Genomic DNA, 21,194 nt, shown 5'->3' with positions numbered 1-21,194 from the left:
TTCGGCATGATTCAACAGGAAAGTAGACTTAAAGTTGCTGATAATACAGGTGCTAAGGAAATCCTTTGTATCAGAGTATTAGGCGGATCTACAAGAAGATATGCTACAATAGGCGACGTCATTGTTGCTACTGTTAAAGATGCAACACCAGGCGGAGTTGTTAAAAAAGGTGATGTAGTTAAAGCGGTTGTAGTTCGTACTGTTAATAAGACACGTCGTAAAGATGGTTCTTATATCAGATTCGACGAAAATGCTGCAGTAATTATAAAAGATGATAACACCCCAAGAGGAACTCGTATTTTCGGACCAGTTGCAAGAGAGCTTCGTGAAAAGCACTTTATGAAGATCGTATCTCTTGCTCCGGAAGTATTATAAGGAGGTAGAGCAGTGTCAGCTATGAAATTAAAAAAAGGCGATACAGTTAAGGTAATCGCTGGTAAAGATAAATCAAAAGAAGGTAAAATCCTTTCTGTAAATAAAAAGAATAACACTGTTTTAGTTGAAGGTATCAATATGGTATCTAAACATACAAAACCAAGCGCAGCTAACCAGGCTGGTGGTATTGTAGAGCAGGAAGCTCCTATTGATGCTTCTAACGTAATGTACGTTAGTGGTGGTAAGGTAACAAGAATCGGATACGAAATCAAAGATGGTAAGAAGGTTCGTGTTGCTAAATCAACAGGAAAAGTTATTGATTAATAGGGAAGGAGGCCAAAACGTTGAATAGACTTAAAGAGACATATAAGAGTGAAATTATAGATGCTATGACCAAGAAATTTGGTTATAAGAATGTTATGGAAGTTCCAAAACTTGAAAAAATCGTAATCAACATGGGTGTTGGCGAAGCTAAAGAAAACGCTAAAATCCTTGACAGCGCTGTTAAAGATCTCGAAACAATCGCTGGACAGAAGGCAGTTGTTACAAAGGCTAAAAACTCAGTTGCTAACTTTAAACTTAGAGAAGGCATGCCTATCGGATGTAAAGTTACACTTAGAGGTGAAAAGATGTATGCATTCCTTGATCGTCTTATAAACCTTGCACTTCCACGTGTACGTGACTTTAGAGGTGTTAATCCTAACTCATTCGATGGAAGAGGAAATTATGCTTTAGGTATTAAAGAACAGCTTATTTTCCCTGAAATTGAGTATGATAAAGTTGATAAAGTTAGAGGTATGGACATCATATTTGTTACAACAGCAAAAACAGATGAAGAAGCTCGTGAATTATTGACATTATTTAATATGCCATTTCAGAAGTAATTAAGGAGGAATATCCATGGCTAAAACCGCTATGAAAGTTAAGCAGAGTCGTAAAGCAAAATTCTCAACTCAGGAATATAGCCGTTGTAGAATTTGTGGTAGACCACATGCTTATTTAAGAAAATACGGAATTTGTAGAGTATGTTTCCGTGAATTAGCATATAAAGGACAGATACCAGGCGTTAAGAAAGCAAGCTGGTAATCGAGTACTAAAGGAGGAAAGTTAAAATGACAATGAGTGATCCAATCGCAGATATGCTTACAAGAATTCGTAATGCAAATACTGCTAAACATGATACAGTAGATGTTCCATCATCAAAGATCAAAGTTGAAATCGCTAAGATTCTTCTTGACGAAGGATACATCAAAGCATATGACATCGTTGAAGATGGTAACTTCAAAAACATCCATATTACACTTAAATATGGTGCAGATAAGAATGAAAAGATCATTACAGGTCTTAAGAGAATCTCAAAGCCTGGTCTTAGAATTTATGCAGGTAAGGATGAACTTCCAAAGGTACTTGGAGGACTTGGTGTTGCAATCATTTCAACAAACCAGGGTATCGTAACTGATAAGCAGGCTAGAAAAGCAGGTGTAGGTGGAGAAGTATTAGCATTTGTTTGGTAATAGTGAAGAATTCCGAAGGAATTCTTTGCCTGTCGAGCCCAAATTTGCGTAGCAAATTTCTTTAAATGGGCGAGACTACCGCTTATTATGCAACGCTCTATAAATAGAGCAAAACCACTTACATAAAAGTAACTAATAACTAATAGCTAAGGAAGATTCTATTCAGAGAATCTCTGACTTCGCGGGGAGCCGCGAAGGGCTCCCCTGATACAAAATCAGGGGCAGAATAAATATTAGGAGGTAAACGGCATGTCACGTATAGGAAGAATGCCTATCGCTGTACCAGCAGGTGTAACTGTTGATATTGCAGAAAATAATAAGGTGACTGTAAAAGGTCCTAAGGGTGAACTTACAAGAGTTCTCCCAGGAGAAATGGAAATTAAGTTAGACGGCGAACAGGTCGTTGTTAACAGACCAAACGATTTAAAGAAAATGAGATCATTACATGGTCTTACAAGAACACTTATTGCTAACATGGTAACAGGTGTTACAGAAGGATATGAGAAAGTGCTTGAAGTTAACGGTGTAGGTTACAGAGCACAGAAACAGGGTAAGAAATTAGTGTTATCACTAGGTTATTCTCATCCAGTAGAAATGGAAGATCCTGAAGGTATCGAAACTGTTCTTGATGGACAGAACAAGATTACTGTTAAAGGTATTGATAAAGAAAAAGTAGGCCAGTATGCTGCTGAAATTAGAAGCAAGAGAGCTCCTGAACCATATAAGGGTAAGGGAATCAAGTATGATACAGAAGTTATCAGACGTAAAGTTGGTAAGACTGGTAAGAAATAATATAGGAGGTACATAAGATGATTAATAAGAAATCAAGAAGTGAAGCACGTGTTAAGAAACACAAGAGATTACGTAATCGTTTTGCAGGAACATCAGAGATTCCTCGTTTAGCTGTTTTCAGAAGTAATAATCATATGTATGCTCAGATTATTGACGATACAGTTGGACAGACTCTTGTATCAGCATCAACACTTGACGCTGATGTTAAGGGTGAAGTAGAAAAGACCAACAACGTTGATGCAGCAGCATGTGTTGGAAAAGCTATCGCAAAGAAGGCATTAGATAAAGGTATTAAAGCTGTAGTATTCGATAGAGGTGGTTTTATTTACCAGGGTAAAGTTAAAGCATTAGCAGATGCAGCTCGTGAAGCTGGATTGGAATTTTAGTTAGGAGGAAGAGCACATGAAACGTCAAATTATTGATGCTAGTAAGTTAGAATTAGAAGAAAAAGTAGTATCAATCAAACGTGTTACTAAGGTTGTTAAGGGTGGTCGTAAGCCAAGATTCACAGCTTTAGTAGTAGTTGGTGATGGTAACGGACACGTTGGTGCAGGTCTTGGAAAAGCAATTGAAATTCCTGAAGCTATCCGTAAGGGAAAAGAAGATGCTATGAAGAAACTTATCCTTGCACCTACAGATGAAGTATTAAGTATTCCACATGACACTATCGGTAAGCATGGTAGTGCATCTGTATTACTTAAGAGAGCTGCAGATGGTACTGGTGTTATCGCTGGTGGTCCAGTGCGTGATGTATTGGAACTTGCCGGCATTAAGAACATTCGTACAAAGTCATTAGGTTCAAACAATAAGCAGAATGTTGTACTTGCAACAATCGAGGGCTTAGCTGGACTTAAGACTCCTGAAGAAGTAGCTAAACTTCGTGGCAAATCTGTTGAAGAGATTTTAGGTTAATAGGAGGACATGAAAATGGCTGATAAATTAAGAATAACATTAGTAAAATCTCCAATTGGAGCAATTCCTAAGCAGAAAGCTACAATTGAAGCTTTAGGACTTAAGAAACTTAATAAGACTGTTGAACTTCCAAACAATGATGCTGTTAAGGGCATGGTTTGGCACGTTAGACACCTAGTTAAAGTTGAAGAAATTTAATTAGGGTAAGGAGGTACAGAATGGATTTATCTAATTTAAGACCTGCCGAAGGTTCAAAACATAGTGATAATTTCAGAAGAGGCCGTGGACACGGTTCAGGAAATGGTAAGACTGCTGGTAAGGGTCATAAAGGACAGAAGGCTCGTTCAGGAAGCCCAAGAGTTGGTTTCGAAGGTGGTCAGATGCCATTATATAGAAGACTCCCTAAGAGAGGATTCACAAATATTAATACAAAGAATATCGTTGGTATCAATGTTTCAGCACTTGAAAGATTTGAAAACGGTAGTGAAGTAACAGTACAGACTTTAATTGAAAGTGGAGTAGTTAGCAATCCTAAAGATGGCGTTAAGATTTTAGGCAATGGCGAACTTACAAAGAAGCTTACAGTTAAGGCAAATGCATTTAGTCAAGCAGCTAAAGAAAAGATAGAGGCACTTGGTGGAACTTGTGAGGTGATTTAATGTTTAAAACCTTTCGTGATGCAATGAAGGTTAAGGATATTCGTAAAAGATTATTCTATACTTTCATAATGTTAATCGTAGTGCGATTTGGCTCACAGTTACCAGTTCCATTTGTAGACAGAGATCAGGTATCAGGTATCACAGATCAGTTTACAAAGGGTGCATTTAGCTTCTTTGATGCCATCACAGGTGGTTCAATGGAAAGCTTCTCACTGTTTGCTTTAAGCATTACACCATACATCACATCATCCATTATAATGCAGCTTCTTACAATTGCTATTCCTAGACTTGAGGAATTGCAAAAAGATGGAGAGGACGGCAGAAAGAAGATTGCTGAATTTACAAGATATGTAACAGTAATTCTTGCACTTATTGAAGGTAGTGCAATTGCAATCGGATTTGGTAACCAGGGGTTATTTGGTAACAGAAACGATATGTCAAGAGTACACTATATTGGTGTGGTTGTTACAGCTATAGCAGCTTTAGTTGCTGGTTCAGCAGTTCTTATGTGGATTGGTGAGCAGATTACTGATAAGGGTGTTGGAAATGGTATTTCAATTGTTCTTTTAATTAATATCGTTTCAAGAATCCCACAGGATATTACAAATCTTTATCAGAAGTTTGTTGGTGGTGCCAGCTCAATTGGTGGTAAGGTTACAGCAGGTGTAGTTATCATCGCAGTAATTATTGCCATGGTTGTAATGATTGTAGTTCTTCAGGATGCTGAAAGAAGAATCGCTGTACAGTATTCAAAGAAAGTACAGGGTAGAAGAATGGTTGGTGGAAATAATTCATATATTCCACTTAAGGTTAACACAGCAGGTGTTATTCCAATCATCTTTGCTTCATCACTTCTTCAATTCCCAGTTGTAATTGCATCTTTCTTAGGAAAGAAAGGCTCATGGACAAACTATCTTACATCAAATGAATGGTGTAAACCAGCTCATCCAGAGTATTCTATTGGTTTTGTTGTTTACATTATTCTTTGTGTATTATTTGCTTATTTCTATACATCGATTACATTTAATCCATTAGAAATTGCAGATAATATGAAAAAGCAGGGTGGATTTATACCTGGTATCAGACCTGGTAATCCAACTGTTCAGTATTTACAGAATTTATTAAATTATATTATATTTATTGGTGCTGTTGGTCTTATTATTGTAGCAGCAGTTCCAATCGTTATCACTGGTTTGACATCTGCTCAGATTTCATTCGGTGGTACATCAATGATCATCATCGTAGGTGTTGTTCTTGAAACAATCAAGATGATTGAATCAATGATGGTAGTAAGAAATTATAAAGGTTTCTTAGACTTATAAGATATGCGGGGACAGCTTTATAGGCTTGTCCCCTATATGTCTTTTATTTGATACATAACAAAAATACTTAGATTTTAGAGTTAAGTAGGAGAAGATAATATATGAAAATTATTATGTTAGGTGCTCCTGGTGCTGGAAAAGGTACGCAGGCAAAAATGCTTGCAGATAAATATCAGATTCCACACATCTCAACAGGAGATATTTTTAGAGCAAATATTAAGAATGGTACAGAACTTGGAAACAAAGCTAAAGAGTTTATGGATAAGGGTTTATTAGTACCTGATGAATTAGTAGTTGATCTTGTAATTGATAGATTCAAAGAAGATGATTGTAAAAAGGGTTACATCTTAGATGGATTCCCAAGAACAATTCCTCAGGCTGAAGCTCTTGATAAGGCTCTTAGTGATATTGGTGATTCAGTAGATTTCGCTGTAAATGTTGAAGTACCAGATGAAAATATTATCACAAGAATGGGTGGTAGAAGAGCATGCGTAGGATGTGGTGCTACATATCATGTACAGTTTAACCCAACTAAGGTTGAAGGTGTATGTGACAGATGTGGTAAGGAACTTATCTTACGTGATGATGATAAGCCAGAAACAGTTAAGAAACGTTTAGATGTTTATCATGAACAGACACAACCTCTTATTGATTACTATACAAATAAAGGTATCATTAAAGAAGTTGACGGAACACAGGATATGAATAAAGTATTCGATGATATTGTTGATATTTTAGGAGAATAATAATGGCAGTTACGATTAAATCGAAAAGTGAAATTGCAATAATGAAAGAGGCTGGCATAATACTTGCAAAAGTTCATAAGGAACTTGAAAAGAGTGTCAAAGCAGGAATGTCAACTTTGGAAATAGATGCTCTTGGAGAAAAACTCATTAGAGGATATGGAGCAATCCCATCGTGTAAGGGATACGAAGGATTTCCTAATGCATTATGTATTTCAGTAAACGATGAGATAGTACATGGTATACCTAATAAAAATAAAATTGTAAGAGATGGAGATATTGTAAGTCTTGATTTTTGTGTTCTTTATAAAGGATGGCAGTCAGATGGAGCAAGAACTCTTATGATTGGCGAAGTTTCACCAGAAGCTAAGCAATTAGTTGAAGTAACTAAACAGTGTTTTTATGAAGGTATTAAGTACGCTAAAGCCGGAAATCATCTTTATGATATTTCAGCAGCAATAAATGATTATGCAGATAAATATGGTTATGGAGTTGTTAGAGAGTTAGTTGGACATGGTATCGGAAAAGAAATGCATGAAGATCCACAGATACCTAACTTTAGACAAAGACGAAGAGGTTTAAAATTAGAACCAGGTATGACACTTTGTATCGAACCTATGATAACCATGGGCAGACCTGAAATTGTTGTTCTTGATGATGACTGGACTGTACTTACAGAAGATGGTTCATTAGCATCACATTATGAGAATACAATTCTAATAACTGATGGTGAACCGGAAATCTTAACGCCGGTAGAGAATTTATAAAATATTAATGATTTAAATGGAGGAATTTAGATGTCTAAAGCCGATGTAATTGAAATTGAAGGTGTTGTAATTGAAAAGTTACCAAATGCTATGTTTCAGGTAGAACTTGAAAATGGTCATAAGGTTTTAGCTCATATAAGCGGAAAGCTTCGTATGAACTACATTAAGATTTTACCAGGTGATAAGGTAACTATTGAATTATCACCATATGATCTTTCTAAGGGTAGAATTATCTGGAGAGATAAATAAGGCATGTAACTTTTATTTCTAATAAAGAAGTAAATAAATAAATTATAATATCTACTTGCACTTTACAATAAAGTATGATATTATATAAGACGGACTTTTTTGAAAGGAGGATTTAGCAGATGAAGGTTAGAGCATCAGTTAAACCAATTTGCGAAAAATGCAAAGTCATCAAAAGAAAGGGAAGCATTAGAGTAATTTGCGAAAACCCTAAGCACAAACAGAGACAGGGCTAAGCCTTTAGGAAGTGAATGATAGTCATTCACTTATTTGTGCGTTTAAAAATCCTTATTAAAGGACATGCGGCTGCAGCAACGAAAGTTGCTTTACAATAAGAAACAGATTATCGATATTTGCTGATAAGATAATCTAAATCACTGATTTATATGGGTGCGTACATCATTTCAGACGTCTATTGGACGGGCTACGTTATTTATATATGTCAGATACTCAAAATTTTATGGAGGTGCATAACACATGGCTCGTATTTCAGGTGTTGACTTACCAAGAGAAAAGCGTGTAGAAATCGGTCTTACATACATCTATGGTATAGGTGTTGCTAGTTCTAAGGTTATCTTAGATAAAGCTGGTGTAAACCCAGACACACGTTGTAAAGATTTAACAGACGAAGAAGTTAAAAAGATTAGTGAAGTAATCGATGCTGATCATATCGTAGAAGGTGATCTTCGTAGAGAAACAGCTATGAACATCAAGAGATTACAGGAAATCGGTTGCTATAGAGGAATTCGTCATAGAAAAGGACTTCCAGTTCGTGGTCAGAAGACAAAGACTAATGCAAGAACTAGAAAAGGTCCTAAGAGAACAGTAGCTAATAAGAAAAAATAATAAGAACCCATAAGGGAGGTTAGTTTAAAATGGCTAAAAAAGTTACAAAGAAAGTGACAAAAAAGCGTGTAAAGAAAAACGTTGAACACGGACAGGCACATATTCAGTCATCATTTAACAATACAATTGTTACAATTACTGATGCACAAGGTAATGCTTTATCATGGGCAAGTGCTGGTGGTCTAGGATTTAGAGGTTCAAGAAAATCTACTCCTTATGCAGCTCAGATGGCAGCTGAAACTGCTACAAAAGCAGCTTTAGTATATGGTTTAAAATCAGTAGATGTTATGGTTAAAGGACCTGGTTCAGGAAGAGAAGCAGCTATCCGTGCACTTGGTGCATGTGGTCTTGAAGTTACAACAATTAAGGACGTAACTCCAGTACCTCATAATGGTTGCCGCCCACCAAAGCGTAGAAGAGTCTAATTAGGAGGATAATGCAAGATGGCAGTTAATAGAACTCCTGTTCTTAAAAGATGCAGATCTCTTGATTTAGATCCTGTATTTTTAGGAATAGATAAGAAGTCAAATAGAAAGTCTGGTAGAGCTAACAGAAAAATTAGTGAATACGGACTTCAGCTTAGAGAAAAACAGAAAGCTAAATTTATTTATGGTGTATTAGAAAAACCATTTAGAAATTACTATAAAAAAGCAAAACAGATGCCAGGTATGACAGGTGAAAATCTTATGATTTTACTTGAAAGAAGACTTGACAATGTAATTTTCCGTATGGGATTTGCAAGAACAAGAAGAGAAGCAAGACAGATTGTTGACCATAAGCATGTTTTAGTTAACGGCAAGTGTGTTAACATACCTTCTTACTTAATCAAAGCTGGCGACGTTATTGAAATACGTGAAAAGAGCAAAGATTCTACAAGATATAAATTAGTATTAGATGCTACAGCTGGAAGAATTGTTCCAGAGTGGTTAGACGTAGATGCAGAAGCTCTTAAAGGTAGTATCAAAGAATTACCAGCAAGAGAAATCATCGATGTACCAGTAGATGAAATGCTTATTGTCGAATTATATTCTAAATAAGCTGAAATTCCCAAATAAAAGGAGGGACTATAAGTGTTCGATTTTGAAAGACCAAATGTTGAGATTGTGGAAATCTCTGATGATAAAAAATATGGCAAATTCGTTGTTGAACCATTAGAGCGAGGATATGGAATTACACTCGGTAATTCACTTAGAAGAATTATGTTATCTTCACTTCCTGGTAGTGCAGTAAGTCAGGTTAAGATTGACGGTGTACTTCATGAATTCAGTTCAATTCCAGGTGTAAAGGAAGATGTAACAGAAATTATCTTAAATATTAAGAATCTTGCTATTAAGAATAACAGCGAGTCAGACGAACCAAAGACAGCTTACATTGAGTTTACTGGTGATGGTGTTGTTAAGGCAGCAGACATTCAGGTAGATTCAGATATAGAAATCTTAAATCCAGACCTTACAATCGCTACACTTAGTGGCGGCCCATCAAGTAAGTTATATATGGAACTTACTATTACAAAGGGTAGAGGTTATATTAGTGCAGATAAGAACAAGAATGATAATCTTCCAATTGGAGTTATCGCAATTGATTCTATCTACACACCAGTTGAGAGAGTTAACTTAACTGTTGAAAATACTCGTGTAGGTCAGGTTACAGACTTTGATAAACTTACATTGGATGTATATACAAATGGTACATTAGAACCAGATGAAGCAGTAAGTCTTGCTGCTAAGGTTTTAAGTGAACATTTAAGCTTATTCATCGATTTATCAGAAAGTGCTAAGCTTGTTGATGTAATGGTTGAAAAAGATGAAGATGAAATCGAAAAAGCAATCGTTATGAATATCGATGAACTTGAATTATCAGTTCGTTCGTACAACTGCTTAAAGAGAGCTAATATTAATACTGTTGGTGAACTTATCAACAAGTCAGAAGATGATATGATGAAGGTTCGTAACCTTGGACGTAAGTCTTTAGATGAAGTTATTAATAAGCTTAAAGATTTAGGACTTAGTCTTAAAAGCGGAGACGAATAATTGATTAAGGTTATTAGTACCTATTATTAATGGAGGTTAGAAAAATGGCTGGATATAGAAAACTCGGTAGAACTGCTGCTCAGAGAAAGGCATTAATCAGAGGCCAGGTAACAACTCTTTTACAGAATGGTAAAATTGTTACAACTGAAGCAAGAGCTAAAGAAATTCGCAAAGTTGCAGAAGGTCTTATCGCTTTAGCAGTTAAAGAACAGGGTAACTTTGAAGAAGTTACTGTTACAGCTAAAGTTGCTCGTAAAGATGCTGATGGCAAGAGAGTAAAAGAAGTTGTAGACGGTAAGAAAGTTACAGTATTCGACGAAGTTGAAAAAACAATTAAAAAGGACAATCCATCAAGACTTCATGCTAGAAGACAGATGAAGAAAGTTCTTTATAATGTAAAAGAAGCTACAGAGAATCAGAAGAATCCTAAGGCTGTTGATCTTACAAACAAGTTATTTGATGAGATCGCACCTAAGTATGCTGACAGAAACGGTGGTTACACTAGAATCGTTAAGATTGGTCAGAGAAAAGGTGATGCTGCTATGGAAGTTCTTCTTGAACTTGTATAATAGTAAGTTAAAAGGATGTCCTTTAGGACATCCTTTTTCTAAATATATAAATAGTAATTAATATATATATATAATAATACAGTATAGGTGAATTATGGATTTTGTAAAGCATATCATTGAAAGTAAAAATTTAGTACATAAATATGTTTCTTATGATGAAAATGATAAGAAGGAAACAACAATAGCGCTTGATAATATTAACATTACAGTTAATGAGGGGGACTTTGTGGCTATTTTGGGTAGAAATGGTTCGGGTAAGTCTACATTTGCTAAGCATATTAATGCCCTTTTATCGCCAGATGAAGGTACACTTTTTATAGATTCAATGGATGCTACTGAAAATAAGAATAGAATTCCTATTAGAAGGACTGCAGGTATGGTTTTTCAAAATCCAGATAATCAGATTATTGCGCAAATAGTTGAAGAAGATGTGGGATTTGGTCCTGAAAACATAGGTATTGAAACCGATGAAATATGGCGTAGAGTTGATAAAGCTTTAGAAGCAGTTGGAATGACTATGTATAGAAAGAATTCACCTAACAGATTATCCGGTGGCCAGAAACAGAGAGTTGCAATAGCTGGTGTTATGGCTATGGAACCTAAGTGCATTGTTTTAGATGAACCTACAGCAATGCTTGATCCAATTGGAAGAAGAGAAGTAATTAAGACAGTACATGAACTTAATAAAGAAAAGGGAATAACAATTATTTTGATTACTCATCATATGGATGAGACCATAGATGCTGATAAGATTTTTGTTTGTGATAAGGGAAAGATTGCACTAAGTGGAACACCAAGAGAGGTGTTTAGTAATGTAGAGCAGATAGAAGGGTTTGGTCTTGAAGTTCCTGTTGCAACGAAATTAGCTTATTTGCTTAGAGAAAAAGGTATTGATATACCTAAAGACATAATATCACGAGAAGAACTAGTGGACTTTGTGGTAAGCAGAGGAGGTAATAGAAATGATAGAAGTTAAAAATCTAGAATATCTATATGGCCCTGGAACTGCTTTTGAAACAAAGGCACTTGATAATATAAATTTGACGATTAATGATGGTGAGTTTATTGCCATTATTGGACATACAGGTTCTGGAAAATCAACATTTATTCAACACTTAAATGGACTATTAAAAGCACATAGTGGTCAAATTTTATATAACGGAAAAAACATTTATGATGAGGATTATGATATAACAGCACATAGATGTAAGGTTGGTTTGGTTTTCCAGTATCCAGAATATCAGTTGTTTGAAACAGATGTTTTAACAGATGTGGGATTTGGTCCTAAGAATCAAGGTTTATCAAAAGAAGAAATAGAAAAGGTAAGTATTAAAGCATTAGAAGATGTTGGAATGGATGAAAAGTATTATAAGAAATCGCCATTTATGCTTTCAGGTGGACAGAAGAAACGTGCTGCCATAGCTGGAATACTTGCTATGAATCCTGAAGTGTTAATCTTAGATGAACCTACTGCAGGGCTTGATCCAAAAGGGAGGGATAGGATACTTGAAAAGGTATCTGAACTTCATAAGGAGAGAGGCATTACTGTTATATGGGTAAGCCATAGTATGGATGATGTTGCAAGATTTGCAGAAAGAATCATCGTTATGAATGAAGGTAAGGTTGCATATGATGGTGAACCTAAGGAAGTATTTAAAAACTATATTGAACTTGAAAAGATGGGCTTAAGTGCTCCACAGGTTACATATATTTTAAATGACTTAAAGAATAAAGGCTTTGACGTTGATGATTCACTTATCGATGTTGAAGAAGTCGCCGACGAGATATATAAGTGTTTAATATAATTATTTAGCCGGTCATCGTGGTTATGGCCAAAAGGAGATTAGATTGAAAGATATAACTATTGGGCAGTATTATCCTGCAGATTCAATTTTACATAGATTAGATCCAAGAGTTAAATTATTTGGAACACTTATTATGCTTATATCTTTATTTGTTTCTAATAATTTCCTTAATTATATACTTATAACAGTTGTGTTAATAACATTAATAAAACTATCTAAAGTCCCTTTTAAAATGCTTATGAGAGGACTTAAGGGCATAATTATTATTTTACTTATAAGTGTTATATTTACCATGTTTTTAACACCAGGAAGTACATTGATTAAGGTTGGATTTATAAAGATTACAAGGTATGGACTTAAGAAAGCTTGCTATTTAGCTATTAGACTTGTTTATCTTGTAATTAGTACATCAATTATGACTCTTACAACAACACCTAACGATTTAGCAGATGGTCTTGAAAAATCATTTTCATTACTATCTAAAGTTGGTGTACCAGTTCATGAAATGGCAATGATGATGTCAATTGCACTAAGGTTTATTCCAATTCTCATGGAAGAAACGGAGAAAATAACTATGGCACAAAAAGCAAGAGGTGCCAGATTTGACGATGGAAATATCATTAAGAAAGCAAAGAGCATGGTTCCAATATTAGTTCCGCTTTTTATGTCTGCAATTAGAAGAGCACTTGATTTAGCAGATGCCATGGAAGCTAGATGCTACAATGGTGGAAAGGGTAGAACTAAGATGAAACCACTTAAATATAGCAAGAAGGATTATAGCGCTTATGTGTTGATTTTAGTTTATTTTGTCGCAATCATAGCTTTAAGCTTTATTATTGGAAGAACTGAAGAATTAGAAATATTAATGGTTAGAAGATAAGTAATTATTTTGAAAATATAATTTGAAATAGACGAGAATAGTAGATTATAGGTAGAAGTATGAGAATTTTGTTAGTTGTTTCGTATGATGGAACAAATTATTGTGGATGGCAAAAACAGAATAATTGTATAACGATTCAAGGTGAAGTTGAAAAAGCTATTTCTGAAGTGTTAAAAGAAGATGTAGAGATTATTGGTGCGAGCAGAACTGATAGTGGTGTTCATGCAAATGGTAATCTTGCAATTTTTGATACTGATTCAAGTATTCCTGCTGATAGATGGAGTAAGGTTCTAAATCAGATTTTACCTGATGACATTGTTATTCAAGAGTCAAAGGAAGTTGCTGATGAATTTAATCCTAGATATATGAAGTTTAGCAAGACTTATGAATACAAGATTTTAAATCGAAGTTATCCACTGCCAACATATAATAAAAGCGCATATTATGTCTATGGAAATCTTAATGTTGATGCTATGAAACTAGCAGCAAATGCTTTAGTTGGTGAACATGATTTTATTGCATTTGCTGGAGCGGGAAGTCAGGTTAAGACGACAGTTAGGACGATTTTTAGTATTGATATAATTGAAGAGAAACTAGATCCGACAACACTTGGTGATAGTGATGATTTATTAAAGACTGGAAGGCTTATAAAGATAAGAGTAAGAGGGGATGGATTTCTCTATAATATGGTGAGAATTATTGCAGGTACTTTGGTTGATGTTGGAATGGGTAGAATTAAACCTGAAGATATCAAAGGTATTATTGAGTCTAAAGATAGAACGAAGGCTGGTAAGACAGCTCCTGCTCATGGACTTACATTGTTGGAAATAGAGATATAAATAATAGATATTCTTATAATTTTTCTATTGACAATAATAAGGATGTTTACTATAATATTTTATTGTGACGGCTTATGTTCGAAAGTTTTATGGTTTGAGCCATTAGCCCCGGTTAGAACTGTAAAGATTTGAAGAAAGCCAAAACTTATGAATAAGAAAATAATAATTGATTAAAATTTGGAGGTAAACCGATGAAAACTTATATGGCTAGTCCAAGTACAGTTGAAAAGAAATGGTACGTAGTTGACGCTACAGGATATACACTTGGTCGTTTAGCATCAGAAGTTGCTAAGGTACTTAGAGGAAAGAATAAACCACAGTTCACACCTCATATCGATACAGGCGATTTCGTAATTGTTGTAAACGCAGATAAAATTAAAGTAACAGGTAAGAAACTTGATCAGAAGATTTATTATCATCATTCAGATTATGTTGGTGGTATGAAAGAAGTAACACTTAGAGAAAAACTTGCTAAAAAGCCTGAAAGTGTTGTAGAGCTTGCTGTTAAGGGCATGCTTCCAAAAGGACCTTTAGGAAGAGAAATGTTCAAGAAACTTTACGTTTATGCTGGACCTGAGCATCCACATGCAGCTCAGAAGCCAGAAGAGTTAACATTTTAGTAAGAAGGAGGATTTTTAGCAATGGCAAATAAATTTTACGGAACAGGTAGAAGAAAAAGCAGTATTGCAAGAGTATATATTATGCCAGGAACAGGCAAAATTACTATTAATAAAAGAGATATCGATGAGTATTTCGGTTTAGAAACACTTAAAGTTATCGTTAGACAGCCACTTGTAGCTACAGGTAATGAAGCTAAATTTGACGTTTTAGTTAACGTACACGGTGGTGGATATACAGGACAGGCTGGCGCTATCAGACATGGTATCGCTAGAGCACTTCTTCAGGTTGATAGTGACGAATTCCGTCCAACACTTAAGAAGGCTGGTTACTTAACAAGAGATCCACGTATGAAGGAAAGAAAGAAATACGGTCTCAAAGCAGCTCGTCGTGCACCACAGTTCTCAAAGAGATAATTATATTTATTTTGAGATTATATTTAGACTTTATACACCTCAGGACTACGGTTCTGAGGTGTTTTTATATTTGTTTATAAGTATTTAAGATGAGTAGTGTTACAAGTTTTTGGTTATAGTCTTTTATTTGATAGGTATATTTACTAGATATTTTGCAGAAACTGTATTTATAGTGGAGGGATTATGTTTTTAACAAAAAAATATATAGGAGATAAAAAGTTTTATAAGATGCTTCTTGCTGTAGCATTTCCTATAATGGTTCAGAATGGTATATCTAACTTCGTTAGTTTATTAGATAATATCATGATCGGAAAACTAGGAACTGAGCAAATGAGTGGCGTAGCCATAGTTAATCAGCTTATGTTTGTATTCTGGTTATGTATGTTTGGTGGCCTTTCAGGAGTAGGTATTTATACAGCACAGTATTATGGAAGCAAGGATGACGAAGGTATAAAAAATACCATGAGATATAAGTTGTGGTTAGGCGTTATAGTGTGTCTAGTTGCAACTGCTATATTTTTAATATTCGGTAAAGATTTAGTTCAGTTTTACCTTAAAGGTAATAATGACGGCGGAGATTTAAAAGCAACATTACGATACGGCCTTGATTATATAAGGATAATATTATTTATGCTCCCAGCTGTCTGTATAGGAATGGTTTACACAAGCACTATGAGAGAGTGTAGTGAGACATTTATTCCTATGATTTCTGGACTTATTGCAGTATTTGTAAACTTGTTTTTAAACTATCTTTTGATATTTGGTAAATTTGGATTTCCAAAATTAGGAGTTAGAGGTGCTGCAATTGCAACAGTTATTTCGAGATATGTAGAAACCGCATTTGTTCTTATATGGATAAGACTTCATATGAGTAAGTACTCTTACTTTAAGAAAGCGTTTAAAAAAGTTACATTGTCATTTGAACTTGTTAAGAAGTTTTTCGTTACAAGTACACCACTTCTTTTGAACGAAGGATTTTGGTCACTTGGATGTGCGCTTTTAGCATATTCGTATTCTAAGAGAGGACTTAATGTAGTAGCAGGACAAAACATAGCAAATACAATCAATAATGTATTTAATATTGTATTTATTGCAATGGGTGATGCAGTTGCCATTATTATTGGAAAGCACTTAGGTGCTGGTGAAATGGAAAAAGCAAGAGACACTGATAATAAGATTATAGCAGCAGCAATGATGACATCTGTAGTTATTGGAAGTATTATGTTTGCTACTTCGGGACTTTTCCCACAAATATACAACACTACGCACAAAGCAAAAATAATAGCAACACACTTTATGATGGTACAGGCTTTATTTATGGTAAAGGATTCATTTTTACATACGACATATTTTACAATAAGAGCAGGAGGAGATACGATTATAACATTCTTCTTTGATAGTGTGTTTATGTTATTAGTATCGGTACCAGTAGCATATTTATTAGTTGAGTTTACATCTCTTGGAGCAGCAGTTATATTTGCTATAGTTCATGCAGCTGATTTTATTAAGTGTATAATTGGATTTATACTTGTTAAGAAAGGCATATGGTTAAAGAATATTGTTAGCGAATAACAAAAAAACATATTGTCAACCTGAAAACAATAATATGGTTGACAGTATGTTTTTTTTGGTTTACAATGAATCACGAAGCGCGCAAATTATTTAGGAGGTATGTATCCAATAAAAAGGATATATGAAGAAATGGAAACAACTATGGATAATGAAAAGAGATTACTTACAACTAGAGAGATGACACTTATTGCAATGTTTGCAGCAGTAATAACTGTTTGTTCATTTATTAGAATACCGCTTGGATCAATTCCATTTACTATGCAGACGTTTGCTGTATTTACAGTGATTGGAATTCTTGGAATAAAAAGAGGTGTTATAACAGTTGTTCTTTATGAACTACTTGGACTTGTAGGACTTCCAGTATTTGGTGGAAAGGGTGGCCTTTCAGTAATAACTGGTCCAACAGGTGGATATATAACAGGATTTATATTATCAGTTCTTATAGCAGGAAGCATTATAAAATATGTTAATGTTAATGGAATATGGTTTAAAAGAATTGTAATGTTTATTGCACTTTTACTTGGAGATGCTGCTTGTTTTATAATTGGAACATTTCAGTTTATGCAAGTTAGTGGTAATACTTTAAACACATCAATGAAATTTTGTGTTACACCTTTCATAATTCCTGATATAGTAAAGATGATTTTAGCGATTGTTATTATAGAAAGAATTAAACCATTCACTGATAATATTTTCAGCAAATAATCACTGATAAGTTTAACTTTTCACCAGTAATAGATTTTGCTTATAACAAGATATAAAATTCATATATTGGTAATTTGCTTAAGATTCCTTTAAAATCAACTATGGATTAAATACAGTTTATAACTAGAAATAGAAAAAGATTATAACATAGATGAAAGGAAAAGATATGAGTAATTACAAGATTAACACAAAGTGTGTACAGGGTGGTTATACACCAACTAATGGAGAACCTAGACAGATTCCAATAATTCAGTCTACAACATTTAAATATGATACAAGTGAAGATATGGGTAAGTTATTTGACCTTGAAGCAGCAGGTTATTTCTACTCAAGACTTCAGAATCCAACATGTGATATGGTAGCAGCTAAGATTGCTGAACTTGAAGGTGGAGCTGCAGCTATGCTTACAGCATCAGGACAGTCAGCTAACTTCTTTGCTATGTTTAATATTTGCGAAAGCGGAGATCACATGATTGCTTCATCAAGTATTTATGGTGGAACATTTAACCTTATTGCTGTAACAATGAAAAAGATGGGTATTGAAACAACATTTGTTTCTCCAGATTGTACAGAGGAAGAACTTGCAGCAGCATTTAAGGATAATACAAAATTAGTATTTGGTGAGACTATTGCAAACCCAGCACTTACAGTTTTAGATATTGAAAAATTTGCTAAGGTAGCACATGAACATGGAGTACCACTTATTATTGATAATACATTCCCAACTCCTGTTAATTGTAGACCAATTGAATGGGGTGCTGATATTGTAACACACTCAACAACTAAGTATATGGATGGTCATGGTAGTGCAGTTGGTGGTGCTGTTATCGATTCAGGTAATTTTGATTGGATGGCACATAAGGAGAAATTCCCAGGACTTTGTACACCTGATGAATCATATCATGGACTTACATATGCAGAGAAATTTGGACAGGGTGGAGCATTTATTACTAAGTGTACAGCTCAGCTTATGAGAGACTTAGGATGCAAACAGTCACCTAACGATGCATTTATCTTAAATCTTGGACTTGAAAGTTTACATGTACGTATGGCTCGTCATGTAGAAAATGGACAAGCTTGTGCAGAATTCTTAAATAGTCATGATAAGATTACAAAGGTTTCATATAGTGGACTTAAGGGTGATAAATATTATGAACTTGGTCAGAAGTACTTACCAAATGGTGGATGCGGTGTTGTTTCATTTGAACTTAAGGGTGGAAGAGCAGAAGCTGAAAAATTCATGAAAGCTCTTAAACTTATTGCAATTGAAACTCATGTTGCTGATGCTAGATCATGTTGTTTAAATCCAGCAACTTCAACACATAGACAGCTTACAGATGAACAGCTTAAGGATGCAGGTATCCCAGCAGGCTTAGTTCGTTTATCATGTGGTCTTGAAGATAAAGAAGATTTAATTAAGGATCTTGAACAGGCACTTGCTACAATATAATAGGTGAAGGTTTTTAAATTAATATAAATGTAGTATAATATAGAGAGTTGGAAAGTTCTGACTCTCTAATTTTATGTGAACTAGTAAAAGGGGTAAGTATGGCTAAGAATAATAACGAAAATACAAAAGTAAAAGAAGATAAACTTAGAAAGATTGCAGAGGATGAAGATGCAAGCATATTTAAAAGAGTTGCAATACTTGTGGGAGTTATTGCAATAGCATTTGTTGTGGTTTTGGTTGCAATTAAAATTTTCTTTGAGGTTAAATATAATTTCGATAAGGATGATATTAATGTAATTAGTAATGCCAAAGAATATGGACTTATGCTTGAAAACATTGATTTACTTGATAGTTATGCGACAATTGATTCGGATACAAAAAATCAATTAAAGAAGAATGCAAAGAAAGCTGTTAAGAATTATGATAATACATTAATGGATTCAGAAAAACTTGCAGGTTTGTTACTTGCTGATAAATATCTTGAACTAGGTAATAGTGAAAAATTAATTAAGGAAATGAAAAAGTACTATGATGAGAATACTAAGTTAATTAATAATACCAAGATACGTGAAGGTGAGTCATTAGATAAAGATGAAATGGTAGTGAATACTGTTTCTATTGCATATATGTTAAGACGTTATGATGATGTATTTGCTGAAATTGATATTTATAGTGGGCTTGCTGATTACTTTAATGAGAAAATAGAATTATCTGATAATGAAAATTATTCTGAATACTTAAGAGAAATCTTTTTCTTTATGTACGAGGAAAATAAGCAAAGTATGATTAAGACTGAAAAATTAAAGGATATTCTCGAAAAAACAATGAGTGATTATAAAATTAAAATTGATAATGAGAATATGCTTTATACAATTAACGATATTATGATGGCAAAGAGATTATCAGAATATCGACAGTTCTTTTATAATGATTTGGGATATGCAGACAGTGCACAAGAAATATATGAGGATATAAATAATGATGGTGCATTTATGACTGATACATATGAAAGCTCATATATGTATGCTTTGGATAATGCATTGTTTAGTATATCAGATATTGAGGGTAGTGAGTATTTCACAACACATGTTGGAGAAACATTTAAGGAGTACTACGATAAGTACTTAAATTTTTAATGGAGAAGAAAAATGATTCAGTTTTTTTATGGTGATGGTAAAGGAAAAAGTACAGCACTTTTAGGCGGAGCAGTTAGAATGGCTGGAAGTGGTGGAAAGGTTTTATATGTACAATTTTTTAAAAATAATGATTCTTCGGAAGTTATCATGTTAAAAAATATGGAGAATGTTACTTATCTTCCTCAGGATGTTTTATATACCATGGCATTTGATAATAAGGAAATGGAAGAACAGATGAAGAAGATTAAAGAAGGTTATAATAAAAAGATTGAAGAAGTGTATGAATTACAAAATAAAAATTCATATGACATGATTGTGTTAGATGAAGTGGTTTATGCATATGAGAATGTATTTGCTAAGGATAAGTTTATCAAGTTTTTAGAGAAGAATAGAGATAAGACTGAAATTGTAATTTCTGGACATGCTTATGATGGAAAACTTGGTGGAATTGCAGATTACATTTCTAAGGTTGTTAAGGAGAAACATCCATTTGATTTAGGAGTGGATGCAAGAAGAGGTATAGAGTATTAGAAATAAAAAAATACTATTATTTGTAATAGAAAAATGCAATTTGTAAAAGAAAGTTATAACTTAAAAAAATAAAGTGAAAATGTTATAATATTAAAGTTGTAAAAGCATTAGGTTGCCATAAGGCAGTAACGAGGAATCCGGATCGCCGGAGCTGTTGCCACAACTGAGAGTGGAGCAGTTTTCATCAAGAAAACTGCGGAACGAATTGGCAAGTGCTAGCACTTGTCTGACGAAGTCAGATTTGCATGTGTTTACAGGACACATGCAAACCCTGAAAGGAAAGAAGTTCCGCGGAGGAAAAAGAAAACTGCGGAACGAACTGGCAAGTGCTAGCACTTGTCTGACGAAGTCAGATTTGCATGTGTTTACAGGACACATGCAAACCCTGAAAGGAAAGAAGTTCCGCGGAGGAAAAAGAAAACTGCGGAACGAACTGGCAAGTGCTAGCACTTGCCTGACGAAGAAGG

General features: G+C 34.4%; 31 protein-coding genes. All 31 read left to right on the top strand.

Features of this window, described 5'->3' with window-relative positions:
• Positions 1-6: 6 nt before the first annotated feature.
• The 31 genes from rplN (at position 7) to B5D16_RS02090 (ending at position 20,727) form a co-directional block, all read left to right on the top strand.
• Positions 7-375 (top strand): 50S ribosomal protein L14, encoded by a 369-nt coding sequence (gene rplN, locus B5D16_RS02240; RefSeq protein WP_078765339.1) that lies wholly within the window; start codon positions 7-9, stop codon positions 373-375.
• Between the two features lie 21 nt (positions 376-396).
• Positions 397-699, top strand: a complete 303-nt coding sequence (gene rplX, locus B5D16_RS02235; RefSeq protein WP_078765488.1) for a 50S ribosomal protein L24 — start codon at positions 397-399, stop codon at positions 697-699.
• A gap of 20 nt (positions 700-719) precedes the next feature.
• Complete coding sequence (gene rplE, locus B5D16_RS02230; RefSeq protein ID WP_078765338.1) at positions 720-1,259, top strand: 50S ribosomal protein L5; 540 nt, start codon at positions 720-722, stop codon at positions 1,257-1,259.
• Positions 1,260-1,275: 16 nt separating this feature from the next.
• Positions 1,276-1,461, top strand: a complete 186-nt coding sequence (locus B5D16_RS02225; protein ID WP_078765337.1) for a type Z 30S ribosomal protein S14 — start codon at positions 1,276-1,278, stop codon at positions 1,459-1,461.
• 26 nt (positions 1,462-1,487) lie between these two features.
• Entirely contained in the window at positions 1,488-1,889 is a 402-nt protein-coding gene (gene rpsH, locus B5D16_RS02220; RefSeq protein ID WP_078765336.1) for a 30S ribosomal protein S8, read from the top strand.
• Between the two features lie 249 nt (positions 1,890-2,138).
• Positions 2,139-2,681 carry a 50S ribosomal protein L6 gene (gene rplF / locus B5D16_RS02215; RefSeq protein WP_078765335.1) on the top strand — a complete coding sequence of 181 codons (543 nt, stop codon included), beginning with the start codon at positions 2,139-2,141 and terminating at the stop codon, positions 2,679-2,681.
• A 17-nt stretch (positions 2,682-2,698) separates the two neighbouring features.
• Positions 2,699-3,067, top strand: a complete 369-nt coding sequence (gene rplR, locus B5D16_RS02210; protein ID WP_078765334.1) for a 50S ribosomal protein L18 — start codon at positions 2,699-2,701, stop codon at positions 3,065-3,067.
• A gap of 16 nt (positions 3,068-3,083) precedes the next feature.
• A complete protein-coding gene (rpsE, locus tag B5D16_RS02205) occupies positions 3,084-3,593 on the top strand; it encodes a 30S ribosomal protein S5 (protein ID WP_078765333.1) in 510 nt (169 codons plus the stop codon).
• A 15-nt stretch (positions 3,594-3,608) separates the two neighbouring features.
• Entirely contained in the window at positions 3,609-3,791 is a 183-nt protein-coding gene (rpmD, locus tag B5D16_RS02200; RefSeq protein ID WP_078765332.1) for a 50S ribosomal protein L30, read from the top strand.
• A 20-nt stretch (positions 3,792-3,811) separates the two neighbouring features.
• Positions 3,812-4,252, top strand: a complete 441-nt coding sequence (rplO, locus tag B5D16_RS02195) for a 50S ribosomal protein L15 (RefSeq protein WP_078765331.1) — start codon at positions 3,812-3,814, stop codon at positions 4,250-4,252.
• Positions 4,252-5,574, top strand: coding sequence for a preprotein translocase subunit SecY (gene secY, locus B5D16_RS02190; protein ID WP_078765330.1), 1,323 nt, complete (start codon positions 4,252-4,254; stop codon positions 5,572-5,574). Before rplO ends, secY begins: the two co-directional genes overlap by 1 nt.
• A gap of 101 nt (positions 5,575-5,675) precedes the next feature.
• Positions 5,676-6,320 carry an adenylate kinase gene (locus tag B5D16_RS02185; RefSeq protein ID WP_078765329.1) on the top strand — a complete coding sequence of 215 codons (645 nt, stop codon included), beginning with the start codon at positions 5,676-5,678 and terminating at the stop codon, positions 6,318-6,320.
• A gap of 2 nt (positions 6,321-6,322) precedes the next feature.
• Entirely contained in the window at positions 6,323-7,084 is a 762-nt protein-coding gene (gene map, locus B5D16_RS02180; protein WP_078765328.1) for a type I methionyl aminopeptidase, read from the top strand.
• A 30-nt stretch (positions 7,085-7,114) separates the two neighbouring features.
• Positions 7,115-7,333, top strand: a complete 219-nt coding sequence (gene infA, locus B5D16_RS02175; protein ID WP_078765327.1) for a translation initiation factor IF-1 — start codon at positions 7,115-7,117, stop codon at positions 7,331-7,333.
• A 119-nt stretch (positions 7,334-7,452) separates the two neighbouring features.
• Positions 7,453-7,566 (top strand): 50S ribosomal protein L36, encoded by a 114-nt coding sequence (rpmJ, locus tag B5D16_RS02170; RefSeq protein WP_075760134.1) that lies wholly within the window; start codon positions 7,453-7,455, stop codon positions 7,564-7,566.
• Between the two features lie 241 nt (positions 7,567-7,807).
• Positions 7,808-8,176: a 30S ribosomal protein S13 gene (rpsM, locus tag B5D16_RS02165; RefSeq protein ID WP_078765326.1), complete on the top strand. Its 369-nt coding sequence runs from the start codon at positions 7,808-7,810 to the stop codon at positions 8,174-8,176.
• Positions 8,177-8,205: 29 nt separating this feature from the next.
• The gene (gene rpsK / locus B5D16_RS02160; protein WP_078765325.1) at positions 8,206-8,601 is read left to right on the top strand and encodes a 30S ribosomal protein S11; all 396 of its coding nucleotides are present in this window, start codon (positions 8,206-8,208) and stop codon (positions 8,599-8,601) included.
• A gap of 18 nt (positions 8,602-8,619) precedes the next feature.
• On the top strand, positions 8,620-9,213 hold the full coding sequence (rpsD, locus tag B5D16_RS02155; protein WP_078765324.1) for a 30S ribosomal protein S4: 594 nt from the start codon (positions 8,620-8,622) through the stop codon (positions 9,211-9,213).
• Positions 9,214-9,246: 33 nt separating this feature from the next.
• Positions 9,247-10,206, top strand: coding sequence for a DNA-directed RNA polymerase subunit alpha (locus tag B5D16_RS02150; RefSeq protein ID WP_078765323.1), 960 nt, complete (start codon positions 9,247-9,249; stop codon positions 10,204-10,206).
• 44 nt (positions 10,207-10,250) lie between these two features.
• Positions 10,251-10,775, top strand: coding sequence for a bL17 family ribosomal protein (locus B5D16_RS02145; RefSeq protein WP_078765322.1), 525 nt, complete (start codon positions 10,251-10,253; stop codon positions 10,773-10,775).
• A 94-nt stretch (positions 10,776-10,869) separates the two neighbouring features.
• On the top strand, positions 10,870-11,751 hold the full coding sequence (locus B5D16_RS02140; protein ID WP_078765321.1) for an energy-coupling factor transporter ATPase: 882 nt from the start codon (positions 10,870-10,872) through the stop codon (positions 11,749-11,751).
• A complete protein-coding gene (locus B5D16_RS02135) occupies positions 11,738-12,580 on the top strand; it encodes an energy-coupling factor transporter ATPase (RefSeq protein WP_078765319.1) in 843 nt (280 codons plus the stop codon). The genes B5D16_RS02140 and B5D16_RS02135 overlap by 14 nt, the downstream gene beginning before the upstream one ends.
• A 43-nt stretch (positions 12,581-12,623) precedes the next feature.
• On the top strand, positions 12,624-13,460 hold the full coding sequence (locus tag B5D16_RS02130; RefSeq protein WP_078765317.1) for an energy-coupling factor transporter transmembrane component T family protein: 837 nt from the start codon (positions 12,624-12,626) through the stop codon (positions 13,458-13,460).
• Positions 13,461-13,519: 59 nt separating this feature from the next.
• Positions 13,520-14,299: a tRNA pseudouridine(38-40) synthase TruA gene (gene truA, locus B5D16_RS02125; protein WP_078765316.1), complete on the top strand. Its 780-nt coding sequence runs from the start codon at positions 13,520-13,522 to the stop codon at positions 14,297-14,299.
• Positions 14,300-14,490: 191 nt separating this feature from the next.
• Complete coding sequence (gene rplM / locus B5D16_RS02120) at positions 14,491-14,919, top strand: 50S ribosomal protein L13 (RefSeq protein WP_078765315.1); 429 nt, start codon at positions 14,491-14,493, stop codon at positions 14,917-14,919.
• A gap of 21 nt (positions 14,920-14,940) precedes the next feature.
• Positions 14,941-15,333 (top strand): 30S ribosomal protein S9, encoded by a 393-nt coding sequence (rpsI, locus tag B5D16_RS02115; RefSeq protein ID WP_078765314.1) that lies wholly within the window; start codon positions 14,941-14,943, stop codon positions 15,331-15,333.
• Between the two features lie 183 nt (positions 15,334-15,516).
• Entirely contained in the window at positions 15,517-16,905 is a 1,389-nt protein-coding gene (locus tag B5D16_RS02110) for an MATE family efflux transporter (RefSeq protein ID WP_078765313.1), read from the top strand.
• A 99-nt stretch (positions 16,906-17,004) separates the two neighbouring features.
• Entirely contained in the window at positions 17,005-17,610 is a 606-nt protein-coding gene (locus B5D16_RS02105; RefSeq protein ID WP_242942967.1) for a biotin transporter BioY, read from the top strand.
• Between the two features lie 166 nt (positions 17,611-17,776).
• Complete coding sequence (locus B5D16_RS02100; RefSeq protein ID WP_078765312.1) at positions 17,777-19,060, top strand: O-acetylhomoserine aminocarboxypropyltransferase/cysteine synthase family protein; 1,284 nt, start codon at positions 17,777-17,779, stop codon at positions 19,058-19,060.
• 98 nt (positions 19,061-19,158) lie between these two features.
• Positions 19,159-20,196: a hypothetical protein gene (locus B5D16_RS02095; RefSeq protein ID WP_078765311.1), complete on the top strand. Its 1,038-nt coding sequence runs from the start codon at positions 19,159-19,161 to the stop codon at positions 20,194-20,196.
• Between the two features lie 12 nt (positions 20,197-20,208).
• Positions 20,209-20,727, top strand: a complete 519-nt coding sequence (locus B5D16_RS02090; protein WP_078765310.1) for a cob(I)yrinic acid a,c-diamide adenosyltransferase — start codon at positions 20,209-20,211, stop codon at positions 20,725-20,727.
• Positions 20,728-21,194: the final 467 nt, after the last annotated feature.

This window comes from Eubacterium uniforme, assembly GCF_900167115.1.
Lineage (GTDB): Bacteria > Bacillota > Clostridia > Lachnospirales > Lachnospiraceae > Eubacterium_S > Eubacterium_S uniforme.
Note: the sequence above shows the minus strand (reverse complement) of the source record. Positions and strands in the feature narration are given on the sequence as shown.

Coding starts and splice junctions, on each gene's coding strand:
- B5D16_RS02145 (WP_078765322.1), top strand. CDS start 10,251: ATGGCTGGATATAGAAAACTCGGTAGAACTGCTGCTCAGAGAAAGGCA.
- rpmJ (WP_075760134.1), top strand. CDS start 7,453: ATGAAGGTTAGAGCATCAGTTAAACCAATTTGCGAAAAATGCAAAGTC.
- B5D16_RS02100 (WP_078765312.1), top strand. CDS start 17,777: ATGAGTAATTACAAGATTAACACAAAGTGTGTACAGGGTGGTTATACA.
- rplM (WP_078765315.1), top strand. CDS start 14,491: ATGAAAACTTATATGGCTAGTCCAAGTACAGTTGAAAAGAAATGGTAC.
- rpmD (WP_078765332.1), top strand. CDS start 3,609: ATGGCTGATAAATTAAGAATAACATTAGTAAAATCTCCAATTGGAGCA.
- rplO (WP_078765331.1), top strand. CDS start 3,812: ATGGATTTATCTAATTTAAGACCTGCCGAAGGTTCAAAACATAGTGAT.
- rpsM (WP_078765326.1), top strand. CDS start 7,808: ATGGCTCGTATTTCAGGTGTTGACTTACCAAGAGAAAAGCGTGTAGAA.
- rplR (WP_078765334.1), top strand. CDS start 2,699: ATGATTAATAAGAAATCAAGAAGTGAAGCACGTGTTAAGAAACACAAG.
- rplN (WP_078765339.1), top strand. CDS start 7: ATGATTCAACAGGAAAGTAGACTTAAAGTTGCTGATAATACAGGTGCT.
- B5D16_RS02140 (WP_078765321.1), top strand. CDS start 10,870: ATGGATTTTGTAAAGCATATCATTGAAAGTAAAAATTTAGTACATAAA.
- B5D16_RS02185 (WP_078765329.1), top strand. CDS start 5,676: ATGAAAATTATTATGTTAGGTGCTCCTGGTGCTGGAAAAGGTACGCAG.
- B5D16_RS02110 (WP_078765313.1), top strand. CDS start 15,517: ATGTTTTTAACAAAAAAATATATAGGAGATAAAAAGTTTTATAAGATG.
- infA (WP_078765327.1), top strand. CDS start 7,115: ATGTCTAAAGCCGATGTAATTGAAATTGAAGGTGTTGTAATTGAAAAG.
- rplF (WP_078765335.1), top strand. CDS start 2,139: ATGTCACGTATAGGAAGAATGCCTATCGCTGTACCAGCAGGTGTAACT.
- B5D16_RS02095 (WP_078765311.1), top strand. CDS start 19,159: ATGGCTAAGAATAATAACGAAAATACAAAAGTAAAAGAAGATAAACTT.
- map (WP_078765328.1), top strand. CDS start 6,323: ATGGCAGTTACGATTAAATCGAAAAGTGAAATTGCAATAATGAAAGAG.
- rplX (WP_078765488.1), top strand. CDS start 397: ATGAAATTAAAAAAAGGCGATACAGTTAAGGTAATCGCTGGTAAAGAT.
- B5D16_RS02225 (WP_078765337.1), top strand. CDS start 1,276: ATGGCTAAAACCGCTATGAAAGTTAAGCAGAGTCGTAAAGCAAAATTC.
- B5D16_RS02135 (WP_078765319.1), top strand. CDS start 11,738: ATGATAGAAGTTAAAAATCTAGAATATCTATATGGCCCTGGAACTGCT.
- rpsE (WP_078765333.1), top strand. CDS start 3,084: ATGAAACGTCAAATTATTGATGCTAGTAAGTTAGAATTAGAAGAAAAA.
- rpsI (WP_078765314.1), top strand. CDS start 14,941: ATGGCAAATAAATTTTACGGAACAGGTAGAAGAAAAAGCAGTATTGCA.
- rpsK (WP_078765325.1), top strand. CDS start 8,206: ATGGCTAAAAAAGTTACAAAGAAAGTGACAAAAAAGCGTGTAAAGAAA.
- truA (WP_078765316.1), top strand. CDS start 13,520: ATGAGAATTTTGTTAGTTGTTTCGTATGATGGAACAAATTATTGTGGA.
- B5D16_RS02090 (WP_078765310.1), top strand. CDS start 20,209: ATGATTCAGTTTTTTTATGGTGATGGTAAAGGAAAAAGTACAGCACTT.
- B5D16_RS02105 (WP_242942967.1), top strand. CDS start 17,005: ATGTATCCAATAAAAAGGATATATGAAGAAATGGAAACAACTATGGAT.
- secY (WP_078765330.1), top strand. CDS start 4,252: ATGTTTAAAACCTTTCGTGATGCAATGAAGGTTAAGGATATTCGTAAA.
- rpsH (WP_078765336.1), top strand. CDS start 1,488: ATGACAATGAGTGATCCAATCGCAGATATGCTTACAAGAATTCGTAAT.
- rpsD (WP_078765324.1), top strand. CDS start 8,620: ATGGCAGTTAATAGAACTCCTGTTCTTAAAAGATGCAGATCTCTTGAT.